Origin of the sequence: Psychrobacter sp. AT9, assembly GCF_047272965.1 — a bacterium.
GTDB lineage: Bacteria > Pseudomonadota > Gammaproteobacteria > Pseudomonadales > Moraxellaceae > Psychrobacter > Psychrobacter glaciei.
On record NZ_JBKOTW010000001.1, the window covers coordinates 1520619 to 1534139 of the forward strand.

Consider the following 13521-nt stretch of genomic DNA (forward strand, 5'->3'; position numbering starts at 1 on the left):
ATATGGTTTGCTACTCACCGACAGGGGCGACTTCACGCGCTTCGGCCAACTCTTCACTGTGCAAAAACTGCGTATGTGCTGGCGCGCGTTTGGTACGAGACCACTCATCTAGCATATCTTGCTTGATGGCGTCTGTAATCATAGAAACCTTGTCTTCTGAGGTTGGATCGTCATAGGTCAGCTCTAGACGATGACCATTAGGATCAAAGAAGTAAATAGAATGGAATATACCGTGATTGGTTACGCCAATGACATCAATGCCGCCTTGTTCCAAATGCTCTTTGGCAATCAATAGCTCATTACGGTCTTTGACCTTTAGCGCCAAGTGTTGCACCCAATTCGGGGTATTTGGATCAAAGCCCATTTCAGGTTGGTTGGGTACTTCAAAGAAGGCCAAAACATTGCCACTGCCAGCATTTAAGAAGACATGCATGTATGGATCAAAGGCTTTGGTTGAAGGTACGTGATCTTCTGCGAATGCCAAAATAAAATCCATATTCAAATGCTTTTGATACCATTCGACGGTTTCTTTGGCATCTTTGCAGCGATAAGCCACATGATGGATTTTCTCAATTTGAAAGCTCATATCAAACTCCTTTTGATAGGGCGTAAATTTCATATTAATAGACAAACTGTCAGTACTTATAGACGGTACATCATTGTTGTCTGACAGTTTACATCTACTTTTACGCCTTTTTTATATGCGGTTATTATTTATCAAAATCAAAGCTAAGCGCGGGTAGTACTTTGCCGCGTACTTCACCAAATCCAACACGAATGCCGTCTTTTTCGCTATAGCCTTTCATAATGACGGTGTCGCCATCTTCGATGAAGCTGCGCGTCTCGCCACCATCAAGCGTGACAGGTTTAGTCGCATTCCAAGCAATCTCTAGCATCGAGCCATAAGAGTCTGGCGTTGGCCCTGAAATCGTACCTGAGCCCATCATGTCGCCGACTTCGACTTTGCAGCCAGTGATAGTGTGGTGTGTCAATTGCTGTGCCATTGACCAGTACATATATTTAAAATTGGTCTCACAAAGAACAGTAGCCGTCTCCGCATTTTCAGGCAGTAATTCAACCGATAGATGGATATCAAAGCTGTTATCGCTCACTTTTTCATTTAAATAAGCAAGTGGCTTAGGTTCTTGTGTTGGGCAAGCTGTTTTGAACGGGGCCAGTGCATCCATGGTGACAATCCAAGGGGAAACCTCAGAAGCAAACGTCTTAGCATTGAATGGCCCTAAAGGTACGTATTCCCACTTTTGGATATCTCGGGCTGACCAGTCGTTGAGCAGCACCATGCCAAAGATATGATCAGAGGCCTCATCTACTGCGATTGGTTGACCGATATTATTGCCTTTACCAACGACAAATGCAGTCTCTAACTCAAAATCTAAACGCTTACAGGCAGAAAAAATAGGACGGTCATCAGGGTTGGGCTTTAGCTGGCCTGATGGACGTACGATATCCGTCCCGCTAACGATGACGGTGCTGGCGCGTCCGTTATAGCCAACAGGCATTTCAGTCCAGTTGGGTAGTAGGGCGTTGTTTGGATCGCGGAACATGGTACCGACGTTGGTCGCGTGCTCTTTAGAAGAATAAAAATCGGTAAAGCCGGGCACTCGAACAGGTAAATGCATGGTGACATCTGCTTGCTTAAACAGCGCCTTTTTTTGCAAGTCTGCATTGTCACGCAAGTCGCTATTGTCGCTAGACAGTAACGTTTGAATGGTGGTACGTGCCTGCGTCCAATTGTCTCGACCAGAATCAATAAAAGCGTTTAGCGTAGATTGATCAAAGTATGGTCCACCATCTAAGCTCAATAACCCTTCTGTCTCCAGTACGGACAAATCCAGTACATGCTCACCGATGGCAACACCAGCGCGGCGCTTGTTATTACCAGCAGCGTCTTTGGTATCGCTAAAAATACCGTAGGGGAGATTGTGGATTGAAAAGTCAGAATCAGCGGCGATATCGATAAATGAGGTGAGGCTTGCGTCAATCGTTGACATGATTTGCTCCTTGCTAATATAAATTTATGATTACGTTATAATTAACTACTTACGTATAATGTAATTTATTGATATGTGGATTGCAAGTTTTTTGTGCAATGGCTTGGCGTTATACCTGCTATAAAATTGATATCAGCAGTGCGTGATGTATCGATATTACTTTTCACTGACTGTAGTATTATTTTTACTAATTAGACCAAAATGGAACACAAAAAAAGGCTGAGCAAGTGCTCAGCCTTTTTATCAAACCAAATTTTTAGCCGTGTGATTTAATCAGTCTTTTAAAACCTTTACCATGGCATTGGCCACGTAATCAATGTTGTTGACATTTAAGCCTGCCACACACATACGTGAGTTAGATACCATGTAGATACCAAATTCGGTTTGTAATTGCTCGATTTGCTCAACTGTCAATCCGGTAAAGCTAAACATACCGTTTTGACGAGTAATATAATCAAAACTACGCTCAGGAAGTTTAGACTCTAATACCGACTTGAGCTTTAAGCGCATGGCTTTTATACGGTCGCGCATGCCATAAACCTCACTAACCCACTGCTGGTATAGTGCGTCATCATTCATGACGATATCGACCACACGTCCGCCATGCGATGGGGGACTGGTATAAATACGGCGAACGATGAAATTTAACTGACCAAAGACGCGTTCGGTTTCCTCTACGGTAGGGCAAACGACGGACAGACCGCCGACACGCTCTCCATACAGAGACAAGTTTTTCGAGTAGGAATTGCTCACGAATAATATGAGATCCATATCAACCGCTTTACGGATAGCATAAGCATCACTGTCCATATCCTCGCCAAACCCTTGGTAGGCAATGTCCATAAAGGGAATCAGCTCACGCTGTTTTATCACCTCTAAGACTTTATCCCATTGCGCTTTGGTCAAATCCATGCCTGTTGGATTATGGCAGCAAGGGTGCAACAACACGATATCTTGCTTATTCAAAGTTTCAAAAAAACCGATCATCTCATCGAATTTGATGCTGCTGCTGGCTTTATCGTAGTAGGGATAAGTGCCAACTTCTACATCGCAGCCTTCAAAAATGGCGATATGGTTGCTCCATGTCGGGTCGCTGACATAGCACTTCGACTGCGGGAACCATTGATGAATAAACTCAGCGCCAACTTTTAACGCACCTGAGCCACCGAGGGTCGCTATCGTAGCTACACGACCATCAGTTAGCACTTGAGCGTTTTTACCAAACAGTAAGTCTTGGCAAGCGCTACGATGACCAGGCAATCCTGCCATTGGTAGATATGGACGCGCAGAGATAGGATCTGCGATGCGTTCTTCGGCTGTTTTTACACAGTCCAGTACGGGCAGTACCCCTTCTTCATCGTAATAGATACCGATGCCCAAATTGACTTTATTGGGATTGGGATCAGCAGAAAACTTGTCCATAAGCCCTAGGATAGGGTCACCAGCATAATATTCTACACTTCTAAACATTCTGTATCCTTACAAAAAATATGAGTCGCGAAGCCAAAAAGCATAAATCAAATGGATAATTAACTCAACGTAAGATTTAGTCACATTGACTGACGACAAGCCAAATAATCTATAAAACGCTTAAAAAACACCAACATGCCCTATTTATTTTTTAACTATATTTATGGTTTGCGTCAAGGATTGAATAAACTTGGCTTACGTACTATGAAAATTAAGTGCTATAAAAATCAAGTACCGTGCAAACTAAATATTATGCAAATTAAGGATTGTGCAAACCATCAAAGTGATCGTTAAAATACGTTTGTAAAAATTTCTTGAAAGCAATAGTGGCAGGGGATAGCGCACGTGAGGAGCGTTGATAAATAAAGAACTGTCGCATCTTAACAGGCTGAGACAAAGGTCGCATTTGCAAGCCGTTGGCACTGACCCAATCGATAACCTCAGGCATGTAGGGCAGGCAAAGCGTAATGCCAAATCCTTGACGGGTCATCTCAAGGGCGGTAGACATAAAATTGACCTTATATCGTGCCTGCTGGATATGGCTGGCGATCTGATCGTCCAGTTCCGCTGTCACTTGTTCAATGAAAGGACCTTGCAGTGTGATGAGCGGAATGTCTAGTAAATCCTGCCACGTTATCTCACGTTTTTGTGCCAGCGCATGGCTGTCAGGCATCACCACACAAAATGGCAGCTGATATAACAAATCAGCGTTGACATCGTCATCACTCTCCATAAAGCCAAGCTCAGTACCGACACCCAAATCGACTTCGATGTCTTGAATATGTCTAAGTAAGTTTTCTGCTGAACAGTCCAATAACGACACGCCAATCTCGGGGTGTTGTTTGGAAAACTGAGCGATAACTGCTGGCATGGATGAGGCTGCGAACTGCGAAACGGCCAGTCGTACTTGACCTTGCGCCAAGCTGGTCAAACTACTCGCCTCATTTTCGAAAAGCTGCATCTCATTCAAAATACGCCGTGCTTGCGGCAACAAATGCCGTCCAACTACCGACAAAGACAGCTGACGGGTAGTACGGTCAAATAACACAATACCGAGGCCAGATTCTAATTCTTTAATCAATCCACTAACGGCAGATTGGGTCAAATGCATCTGATCGCTGGCACGAGTAAAGCTACCGTTGTCAGCGACTTGGATGAAAGCGGTGAGTTGGCGAATGCTGATATTCATAAGTAAACCTGATAAATAAATCATAAAAAACAATTAGTCTTATAAATAAACCTAATCTAATATAAATGCATCGTCAATAAGAATTATTGATTGAGAGTATTTTCTCATATTGCTTTCTCGTATTGTTTTTATGATTTTTAGACCACCAATTGAAATTAAGGATGATTACAATGGCAGATTTATTTGAAAATCCAATGGGCTTAAATGGGTTTGATTTTGTTGAATTCGCATCACCTAAACCAGATGCTGTCGAGGCATTATTTAAACAGCTTGGCTTTGCACACGTGGCCAATCATCGCTCAAAGGACGTTGCGCTATACCGTCAAGGTGACATTAATCTTATCCTGAATCGTGAGCCAAAAAGCCAAGCCAGTTACTTTGTAGAAGAGCATGGCGCGGGCGCTTGTAGCATGGGTTTTCGGGTACAAGACTCCAAAAAAGCCTACGAGCGTGCCATCGAGATGGGCGCACAGCCAGTAGACGTGCCAACGGGTGTAATGGAGCTGCGCCTTCCTGCTATCAAAGGTATTGGCGGTTCATTGATATATCTCATCGACCGTTATAAAGATGGTGAATCTATCTATGACGTCGATTTTGAATTTTTTGCTGATGTAGACAGAAACCCTATCGGACATGGCTTTAAAGTCATCGATCATTTAACCCATAACGTTTACCGTGGTCGCATGGCTTATTGGGCAAACTTTTATGAGCGTGTCTTTAACTTCCGAGAAATTCGATTTTTTGACATCAAAGGTGAATATACGGGTTTGACCAGTAAAGCCATGACGGCACCTGATGGCAAAATCCGTATCCCGCTAAATGAAGAAGCCAAGCAGGGCGGTGGTCAGATCGAAGAGTATTTGATGCACTTTAACGGTGAAGGTATTCAGCATATCGCTTTGGCTAGCGATGACTTGTTTGCCAGTATCGATAAGCTAAAAGCGGCTGGCATTCCACTAATGACCGCACCAAATGATACTTATTACCAAATGCTGGGCGAGCGTCTACCGGGTCATGGCGAAACTGTATCTGAGCTACAGATGCGCGGTATCCTGCTCGATGGCACGACTGAGGGTTCTGTCCCACGTCTGCTGTTACAGATTTTCTCTGAAACTATCTTGGGTAGCCCAGTGTTTTTTGAATTCATCCAACGTAAAGGCGATTACGAAGATGGTTTTGGCGAAGGTAACTTCAAAGCCTTGTTTGAATCTATCGAGCGTGACCAAGTGCGGCGCGGCGCGGTTGGTCAGCCACAGACTGAAACGCCATAATTTACGCTACATTTAGAAAAGCTCATAAAAAAACGGGCAGGATGAAAGTAATTTGTCTTGCCCATAATGAGCTCTGCACTTTGTAATGTCGTGAAGCCAATGTGATGGTTCAATCATAATTGAAAGCGACTGACAACATTTAAAGCGCTAACTGTAATAAAAGGAATACAGGCATGGAACGCCTATCACATATAGATTCTCTTAATACTACCATCGGTGCCAATAGTGTCGCTTCTAAAACACCAAACAATGATGCTGCTAGCCACGATGACTCTACGAATAAAAAGAGTGATTCTACTCCGAAAAAACAACCTTATGTGTCGCATCAGCCAGACAGTCATGGTCATATTCACTATAGTGACGATGAAAATGGCATGTGGCAATCGTTACTTGAGCGGCAAGCCGAACAAATACCCAATCGTGCCTGCCCAGCTTATCTAGACGGTTTGAAAAAGCTGGATTTGCCCGCCACCCGTATTCCACAGTTGCATGATATCGATGAGGTATTGCAAGCGACTACTGGTTGGCAAACTGCTGCTGTTCCTGCGTTAATAAGCTTTGGCAAGTTTTTCAAATTGCTTGCCAATAAATCCTTTCCCGTTGCAACTTTTATCCGTCGATTTGATGATATGGATTATATCGAAGAGCCTGATATTTTCCACGAAATCGTTGGACATTGTCCGCTACTGACACACCCTGCATTTGCAACTTTTAATGAGACTTATGGCAAGCTAGGTCTGAATGCCAGTAAAGAAGAAAGATGGTTTTTGGCACGGCTTTATTGGTTTACCATCGAGTTTGGTTTGGTGGGAAAAAACCAAGATAACCGTCGAATCTATGGCGGTGGCATCTTAAGCTCACCATCTGAAACCATTTATGCACTCAATGCTAGTTATGAGCAGCAAGCAGAACATCAGTCTCAACATAAACCCCAGCCTCAACCAGAGCACCGAGCGTTTGACTTGCTTGATGTACTTCGTACTCCTTATCGTATCGATCATATTCAGCCGATTTATTATGTCATTGATGATTTGGATACGTTATTCGATATCGTCAATAGCGACATCATGGGAGTGGTCAAACAAGCCATGTCACTGGGATTGTTTGAGCCAGCTTATGCGACAAAAAACGCTTAGGACGTGTCTTCAATTCACTCGATAGTCATCTGAATGGGCTAAAAATGGCTAAATCTTGCCAAACATCGTCAAATAGCTGGTTAATATCCCGATATTATCTGCACTATTTTTCTTGTTTGACGGCAATTTATCTCATTTTTATCACCATTTTTGAAATGAAGACACGCCCTAATTCATGGTTGGGAAGCACAGCATTATTTGAATTATGCAGCAATAAGAACAGCGTCAACACGGACGTATATTTACTAAAAAAACAACGATCAACATAAAAGGAAATTATAATGACGACATTATCACAAGCCAGCTGCGAAGCCTGCCGTATTGGTGCACCAACAGTTGAGGCTGCTGAGGCAAGCGAGCTATTACAGCAAATTCCAGATTGGTCATTGATTGACGTTGATGGCATCAAACAATTGCAACGCCAATATAAATTTAAAAACTTCGTCAAGGCGATGGCGTTTGCCAATCAATTGGCAGACATCGCTGAAGCAGAAGGGCATCATCCTGGCATCTTGGTAGAGTGGGGCAAAGCCACCGTGACGTGGTGGTCGCATAGTATTAAAGGGTTGCATCGCAATGACTTTGTTATGGCTGCAAAGACCGATAGCCTATTTGGTAAGTGATGAGGGTAGCAATAAGCATTGCAACTCATTAAACTTGCCACACTCAAAGCCAACCTCTATGCCAGATATAGCTGGCAAGCTAAGGACGTGTGATGCCGCCAAAAATATTAACCCAAATTTCGCCTCAACTTGCTTTTATGATTTCTGCCATTGTCATCGCCATCATGGGTGTCACCATGATTGGCTTTGGCTGGGTACCACATTTATCATTGATTCTCGCTATCTGTGTCTTGCTGGGCATAGGTCTGTTCAAAGGATTAAGCTTTGATGATATGCAGTCGCAAATGGCATCAGGTGTCATGCGTGGTATCGGTGCCATTTATCTGTTTTTCTTTATCGGTTTAATGGTCGCCGCCTTGATGATGTCTGGTGCCATTCCAACGCTGATGTATTTTGGCTTTCAGCTGATTTCACCTGAGTATTACTATATCTCTGCCTTTGTGCTGACTTCTATTATCGGTATTGCTTTGGGCAGTAGTTTGACCACTGCCGCGACATTGGGCGTGGCTTTTATTGGGATGAGTAATGCGTTTGATGCCAACGTGGCGATTGCAGCGGGTGCTGTGGTTTCAGGCGCGTTTTTCGGTGATAAAATGTCGCCATTATCGGACACCTGTACCATCGCTTCATCGGTGGTGGGTATTGATTTGTTTGAGCATATTCGCAATATGATGTACACCACGGTACCAGCGTGGATACTGACGGTCATCATTTTTTGGTTTTTCTCAGGTCAGACTGCTGGCTCTGATTTGAGTCAAGTGACTATCTTGCAAGGGCAGTTGATTGAAAGTGGACTGGTACAAGGCTATGCGATATTGCCTTTTGTCGTGCTGGTTGGATTGGCTATCTTTCGCGTCAATGCTATCTATACGATTATCTGTACCATTATTGCGGCACTGATTATTACTTATTTGCACAGCTCACCGAGCTTTGGACAATTAGGTGGTTATCTATTTGCAGGGTATGCGCCCGCTGAATCATTAGAGCTGGGTGAAGTAGGAGGCATGCTATCGCGCGGCGGTGTGCAGAGTATGTTCTTTACCCAAGCGATTGTGATATTGGCACTCAGTCTTGGTGGACTACTAACGGCCTTGGGTATTTTGCCAGCACTGCTGTTAGGGATCAAAGACACATTAACCACATCAGGACGCGCCATATTTGCCGCTGCCATGTCTGCTCTAAGCATCAACGTACTAATTGGTGAGCAGTATTTGAGTATTTTATTATCTGGTACTGCCTTTCGTCCGACGTTCGAGCGTCTGAATTTACATCCTAAGAATCTGTCTCGTACGATTGAAGATGCCGGTACGGTTATTAATCCGCTAGTGCCTTGGAGTGTGTGCGGTGTGTTTATCAGCCAAGCGTTAGGCGTGCCCGTGCTTGATTATCTGCCTTATGCCTTCTTCTGTTATTTGTCGCTACTGTTGACGATATTATTTGGCTTTACAGGGGTGACTATCAGTCGAATAGAGAAGCACTAAATCGAGAAAAAGATAATGATGTTAGGTTCTATTTTTATGAGCTGACTGCTTATGACTATCTCGACATTACATCATAATATCATTGATGACACGCCTCAAATATAGCCTCGTAGTGCAAAGCACACGAGGCTTTTTTAAGTTTTGGGCTGGTATAGTCAGTGAAAAGTAATATCGATATATCAGCAGTATCGTAGCGTTTCTGGGGTATTTTGACTATACATCGTGTTTGAGTGCAATGATGAATAACTCATAAAATCGCTGTGTTAGTGACAGCAATATGCATACAAAGGGATGCAGGGTTTTTTGATCTTATATTGAGTTAACTTCTTGTCATATTTTATATTTTTCGTCTATGAGGACACGCCCTAGTGTGAGTCTGCAATTCTAGAGCTTGGTTATGTTATCGAGGTTCGATAGTTTTGCTATGGTTAATGTGGTAAATTGCTTGGGCAGCTAAAATAATAAAAGTGGATTGTTTATATCAATAAACAGCCATAGGTCAAGCAACTAAAATCATAAATTTACTATGTTACTCATTCATTGGTACTCACTCATTTAATAAGAAGGTTGAAGATGACACTAGATAATAACGTACTACGTAAACGCACCAGCTTGTTGGGTTCATTGCTTGGCGATGCCATTTCTCGCCAATCTGGTGAGCAGACGCTAGATACGATTGAGACGCTGCGTAAAGGCTTTATTCAGCAGCGTCGTGAGCCGAATGAGGCACATAAACAGCAGCTCATTGACTTCATTGCTTCTTTGGACAATCAAACCTTAAAAAACGTCATACGCGGCTTTTCTATCTATTTTTTCTTAGCCAATTTAAGCGAAGAAAACTACTTGCGAGAGCAACGTCACGCGCAGCGCATACAGTCTGAGCAAAGCTGGGAAGGCTCGTTTCGTCGTACGTTGCTTGAGTGTCGTGAGCGTAATATTGAGCCTGCTCAAATGCAAGAGCTGATTGATCAGCTAAAGTTTACGCCTGTATTCACCGCGCATCCTACCGAAGCTCGTCGCCGTACCACGATGAACATCTTACAAAGTCTATTCACGCATAGCGATGCCTTAAACAATTTGACCGAAAACAGTTTTGCTTACGAGCAAGCCAAAGAGCAAACGGCGCAAACGATTGACTTGTTATGGTCATCTGATGAAGTGCGGACGCGTAAGCCATTGGTATATGACGAAATAAATAACGGCTTACACTACTTTAATGCCAGCTTGTTCAATGCCATCCCAAAAGTATATCGTAATATCAAAAAAGCCATTGTTGATATCTATCCGGAGCTGACAGACTATCCGTTACCTGCATTTATGAGCTTTGGTTCGTGGATTGGCGGCGATAGAGATGGCAATCCTTTTGTGACTTTTGAGACCACAGAGCTTGCCGTCTTAATGCATGCGGATACCGTGTTGCGTCACTACCAAGTGCTACTAAAAAAACTGCGTCGCCAGCTCATCCATAGTGATACGACTGTCACCGTTTCACCTGACGTATATGCCAAAATCACCAGTTACGGTGAGCTTGATCAGCGTGTGTTTGATTACAATCTCGATGACTATGGCAATGAGCCTTATCGTCGACTGCTCTCTGTCATCCTTACTAAAGTCAAAGCCACCAATCGCCGCATTCAGAGCAAAGGCACTGATATTGAGGCTGAAAAGGATGCGTATCGCAATCCAGAAGAGTTACTAGAAGACTTGCGCATCATCCGTCATAGCGTGAATACACACGATACGGCACATGCAGACGGGTTATTGCTCGATATGATTCGTTTGGTCAAAACCTGTGGCTTTCATTTAGCAGCGCTCGATATCCGTCAAGAGTCCTCGTACCATAGCGAGGTTATTGCTGATATTTTTGCCAGTGCCTCCAACCTACCAGATTATCAAGCGCTAAGCGAAACCGAACGTCAAGAGTGGCTGACACGCTTACTAGAAAAACCCGGCACGCCGCTCATCTATACTGATAACCTGACAGACAAAACACGTGAGCAGTTGTCACTGATGAATTCAGTAGCAATGTTACGAAAACTTGTTGGCGCTGACACCTTTGGCAGTTATGTAATTTCGATGACCAACAACGCCAGTCAGCTATTAGAAGTATTGCTATTAATGCGGTTTGCAGGCCTATGCAGGCTCGATGATGAAGGTCAATTGTCTGCTGACTTACCAGTGGCACCGTTGTTTGAAACCATTGAAGATCTTAAGAATATCGATAAAATCTTACCTGCCGTGTTAGACAATCCACTGTATCGCGGGTTGCTGCAACACTCAGATAACACTCAAGAAATCATGTTGGGTTATTCAGACTCCTCGAAAGATGGCGGTATTATTACCTCTGCGTGGCAGCTTTATAGCGCACAGCAAACCATTAATAGCATTGCTGAAAAGTATGGCATCAAAACCCGCTTGTTCCATGGTCGTGGTGGTTCAGTGAGCCGGGGTGGTGGGTCAACGCACAAAGCCATTGCTGCGCAACCAGCGGGCACACTGCATGGTCAGATTAAAGTGACTGAGCAAGGTGAAGTTCTCTACGCTAAGTATGCTAATACCGATACTGCAGTATTTGAGCTGACCATGGCAATCACGGGCACACTCAAAGCCTGCTCCTCAAGGTTCGTGGTGCAACCCACTGAGCTGCCAAATTATGAAGACTTGTTTGCACGCTTAGCAGACGCGGGCGAGCAACGTTATCGCGAGCTGACCGATCATACTGAAGGGTTTTATAAATTCTACTCGCAGGTAACCCCAGTACAAGAAATCTCTTTATTAAATATTGGCTCACGCCCAGCCCATCGTAAAAAAGGTCTACCAAGTAAGACGACTTTGCGAGCCATTCCTTGGGTGTTCGGTTGGTCATTAGCACGCTTCACTTTACCTGCTTGGTATGGTGTAGGTAGTGCGCTGCATAGTGTCAAAGCTGACGAAGCACTAATGAAAGAGATGAATAAACACTGGCCGTTTTTTAGCGTATTTATCAGTAATATCGAAATGGCTTTTACCAAAGCCAATATGAATATTGCACAGGCCTATAGCCAATTGTGTGACGATGAGCCATTACGCCAAAAAATCATGACAGCAGTCACCGATGAATACACGCTGACCAATTCAGGCTTAAACTCCTTGCTTGAGCAAGACTCTTTGTTATCCAATCAACAAAACCTTGCGGCATCCCTGCAATGGCGAGACGCTTATCTAGACCCTATTAACTATATACAGATTGAGCTGTTAGAGCGTGCCAGACAACAAGATACGATGGAATATGCTGATCATGATGATATCAACGTAGAAGACCCATTAATCCGTAGTATCAATGCACTGGCAGCGGGCTTACGCAATACCGGTTAGCGCTGCTAAGCATTGATTAAGTTTAGGGTCTGTTGCATTGATCTATGTAAAAAGCCCCTCAAACTATAAAGTTTGAGGGGCTTTTGATGTTTTAAGATATTATCTTTTTCTGCTATCGCGTTTAGGGCGTGTCCTTATTTTAAAATGAGAATATGCCCTAGTAGTAGCCGTGGTATTTTTATGGCTATTAATGCGTGCCGCGAATCGGGTAGTCGTTTCCTCGAATATAAGACAACCCACTGGCAAGCGATTCAAGCTCAGGGCGCGCAAAAGGCGCGTTAGAGATGTCAATGATATGGATGTCTCCTTTGGCATTGATAACGAATACACCAGGCTCTGCAAAAGGATGATCGGTCTCTTTTTCTGAGCGTGGATCAGAGATATAAAGCCCTAGCGTGTTCATCTGCTCAACTGTCAAACCGTAAGCGATTGGGAAGTTGATGTCTAATTCTTCTAGATGGGTTTCTAACTGCTGCTTACTATCAGCTGATACGGCAATGATATCGACACCAGCGTCGGCAAATGACGTTTTGACCGTTTCTAACTGGTTAAGATATTTAGTACAAATCGGGCAGTGCTTGCCTCGATAAACAACCACTAATTTCCAATCGTGACCATTTTCAGGCTTACCCAACGATTGCATTTCACCATCTCGCATTTGTACTTGTAGATCAGGGAATTGAGAACCGGCGCGAAGTTTTTGAGAGTCATTTGATTGCATATTTTTATCCTTTGAGTTTTTATAATAATGTGAATAACGAAAGCTAAAAGATTCGATTATTAAATCAAGCTTCTTATAGTCAGTCAATTATGATTTGTTTAGTGTTTATGAACGAGCTTTACATAAACCCCACCTAACACTCCATTGGAGGCTAGTTGACCTTACTTTAACTGGACTTGAGCAATCATTCAAGTTAAAATTGAATAATTACTCAAACGATACGATATAGCCATACTGACTTCATATAGGAGTCATGGCTTTGAG

Annotated in this window: 10 protein-coding genes; 5 read left to right on the top strand and 5 right to left on the bottom strand. The window is 43.5% G+C overall.

Features of this window, described 5'->3' with window-relative positions:
- Positions 1 to 10 precede the first annotated feature (10 nt).
- The 4 genes from ACMFL8_RS06470 to ACMFL8_RS06485 form a co-directional block, all read right to left on the bottom strand.
- Positions 11 to 586 carry a VOC family protein gene (locus ACMFL8_RS06470; RefSeq protein WP_010197491.1) on the bottom strand — a complete coding sequence of 192 codons (576 nt, stop codon included), beginning with the start codon at positions 584 to 586 and terminating at the stop codon, positions 11 to 13.
- A gap of 124 nt (positions 587 to 710) precedes the next feature.
- Positions 711 to 2012 (bottom strand): fumarylacetoacetase, encoded by a 1302-nt coding sequence (gene fahA / locus ACMFL8_RS06475; RefSeq protein WP_413190433.1) that lies wholly within the window; start codon positions 2010 to 2012, stop codon positions 711 to 713.
- A gap of 273 nt (positions 2013 to 2285) precedes the next feature.
- Positions 2286 to 3482, bottom strand: a complete 1197-nt coding sequence (locus tag ACMFL8_RS06480; RefSeq protein WP_413190434.1) for an aromatic amino acid transaminase — start codon at positions 3480 to 3482, stop codon at positions 2286 to 2288.
- A 259-nt stretch (positions 3483 to 3741) separates the two neighbouring features.
- Positions 3742 to 4671, bottom strand: a complete 930-nt coding sequence (locus ACMFL8_RS06485; protein WP_240216024.1) for a LysR family transcriptional regulator — start codon at positions 4669 to 4671, stop codon at positions 3742 to 3744.
- A gap of 170 nt (positions 4672 to 4841) precedes the next feature.
- On the opposite strand from ACMFL8_RS06485, the gene hppD reads away from it, so the two are divergent.
- The 5 genes from hppD to ppc all read left to right on the top strand — a co-directional run bounded on the left by hppD (position 4842) and on the right by ppc (position 12536).
- The gene (gene hppD, locus ACMFL8_RS06490) at positions 4842 to 5942 is read left to right on the top strand and encodes a 4-hydroxyphenylpyruvate dioxygenase (protein ID WP_189585156.1); all 1101 of its coding nucleotides are present in this window, start codon (positions 4842 to 4844) and stop codon (positions 5940 to 5942) included.
- A gap of 173 nt (positions 5943 to 6115) precedes the next feature.
- Positions 6116 to 7078, top strand: coding sequence for a phenylalanine 4-monooxygenase (gene phhA / locus ACMFL8_RS06495; protein WP_413190435.1), 963 nt, complete (start codon positions 6116 to 6118; stop codon positions 7076 to 7078).
- A 281-nt stretch (positions 7079 to 7359) separates the two neighbouring features.
- Positions 7360 to 7701, top strand: coding sequence for a 4a-hydroxytetrahydrobiopterin dehydratase (locus ACMFL8_RS06500; protein WP_413190436.1), 342 nt, complete (start codon positions 7360 to 7362; stop codon positions 7699 to 7701).
- 92 nt (positions 7702 to 7793) lie between these two features.
- Positions 7794 to 9182 (top strand): Na+/H+ antiporter NhaC family protein, encoded by a 1389-nt coding sequence (locus ACMFL8_RS06505; protein ID WP_413190437.1) that lies wholly within the window; start codon positions 7794 to 7796, stop codon positions 9180 to 9182.
- A gap of 573 nt (positions 9183 to 9755) precedes the next feature.
- Positions 9756 to 12536: a phosphoenolpyruvate carboxylase gene (gene ppc, locus ACMFL8_RS06510; RefSeq protein WP_413190438.1), complete on the top strand. Its 2781-nt coding sequence runs from the start codon at positions 9756 to 9758 to the stop codon at positions 12534 to 12536.
- A 187-nt stretch (positions 12537 to 12723) separates the two neighbouring features.
- Here the strand turns inward: ppc and ACMFL8_RS06515 are convergent, their stop codons facing one another.
- The gene (locus ACMFL8_RS06515) at positions 12724 to 13257 is read right to left on the bottom strand and encodes a peroxiredoxin-like family protein (RefSeq protein WP_010197534.1); all 534 of its coding nucleotides are present in this window, start codon (positions 13255 to 13257) and stop codon (positions 12724 to 12726) included.
- Positions 13258 to 13521 lie beyond the last annotated feature (264 nt).

What these genes read in the sequence shown, in the direction of transcription:
- phhA (WP_413190435.1), top strand. Translation starts at nt 6,116, where the DNA reads ATGGAACGCCTATCACATATAGATTCTCTTAATACTACCATCGGTGCC.
- ACMFL8_RS06485 (WP_240216024.1), bottom strand. Translation starts at nt 4,671, where the DNA reads ATGAATATCAGCATTCGCCAACTCACCGCTTTCATCCAAGTCGCTGAC.
- hppD (WP_189585156.1), top strand. Translation starts at nt 4,842, where the DNA reads ATGGCAGATTTATTTGAAAATCCAATGGGCTTAAATGGGTTTGATTTT.
- ACMFL8_RS06480 (WP_413190434.1), bottom strand. Translation starts at nt 3,482, where the DNA reads ATGTTTAGAAGTGTAGAATATTATGCTGGTGACCCTATCCTAGGGCTT.
- ACMFL8_RS06505 (WP_413190437.1), top strand. Translation starts at nt 7,794, where the DNA reads ATGCCGCCAAAAATATTAACCCAAATTTCGCCTCAACTTGCTTTTATG.
- ACMFL8_RS06470 (WP_010197491.1), bottom strand. Translation starts at nt 586, where the DNA reads ATGAGCTTTCAAATTGAGAAAATCCATCATGTGGCTTATCGCTGCAAA.
- ppc (WP_413190438.1), top strand. Translation starts at nt 9,756, where the DNA reads ATGACACTAGATAATAACGTACTACGTAAACGCACCAGCTTGTTGGGT.
- fahA (WP_413190433.1), bottom strand. Translation starts at nt 2,012, where the DNA reads ATGTCAACGATTGACGCAAGCCTCACCTCATTTATCGATATCGCCGCT.
- ACMFL8_RS06500 (WP_413190436.1), top strand. Translation starts at nt 7,360, where the DNA reads ATGACGACATTATCACAAGCCAGCTGCGAAGCCTGCCGTATTGGTGCA.
- ACMFL8_RS06515 (WP_010197534.1), bottom strand. Translation starts at nt 13,257, where the DNA reads ATGCAATCAAATGACTCTCAAAAACTTCGCGCCGGTTCTCAATTCCCT.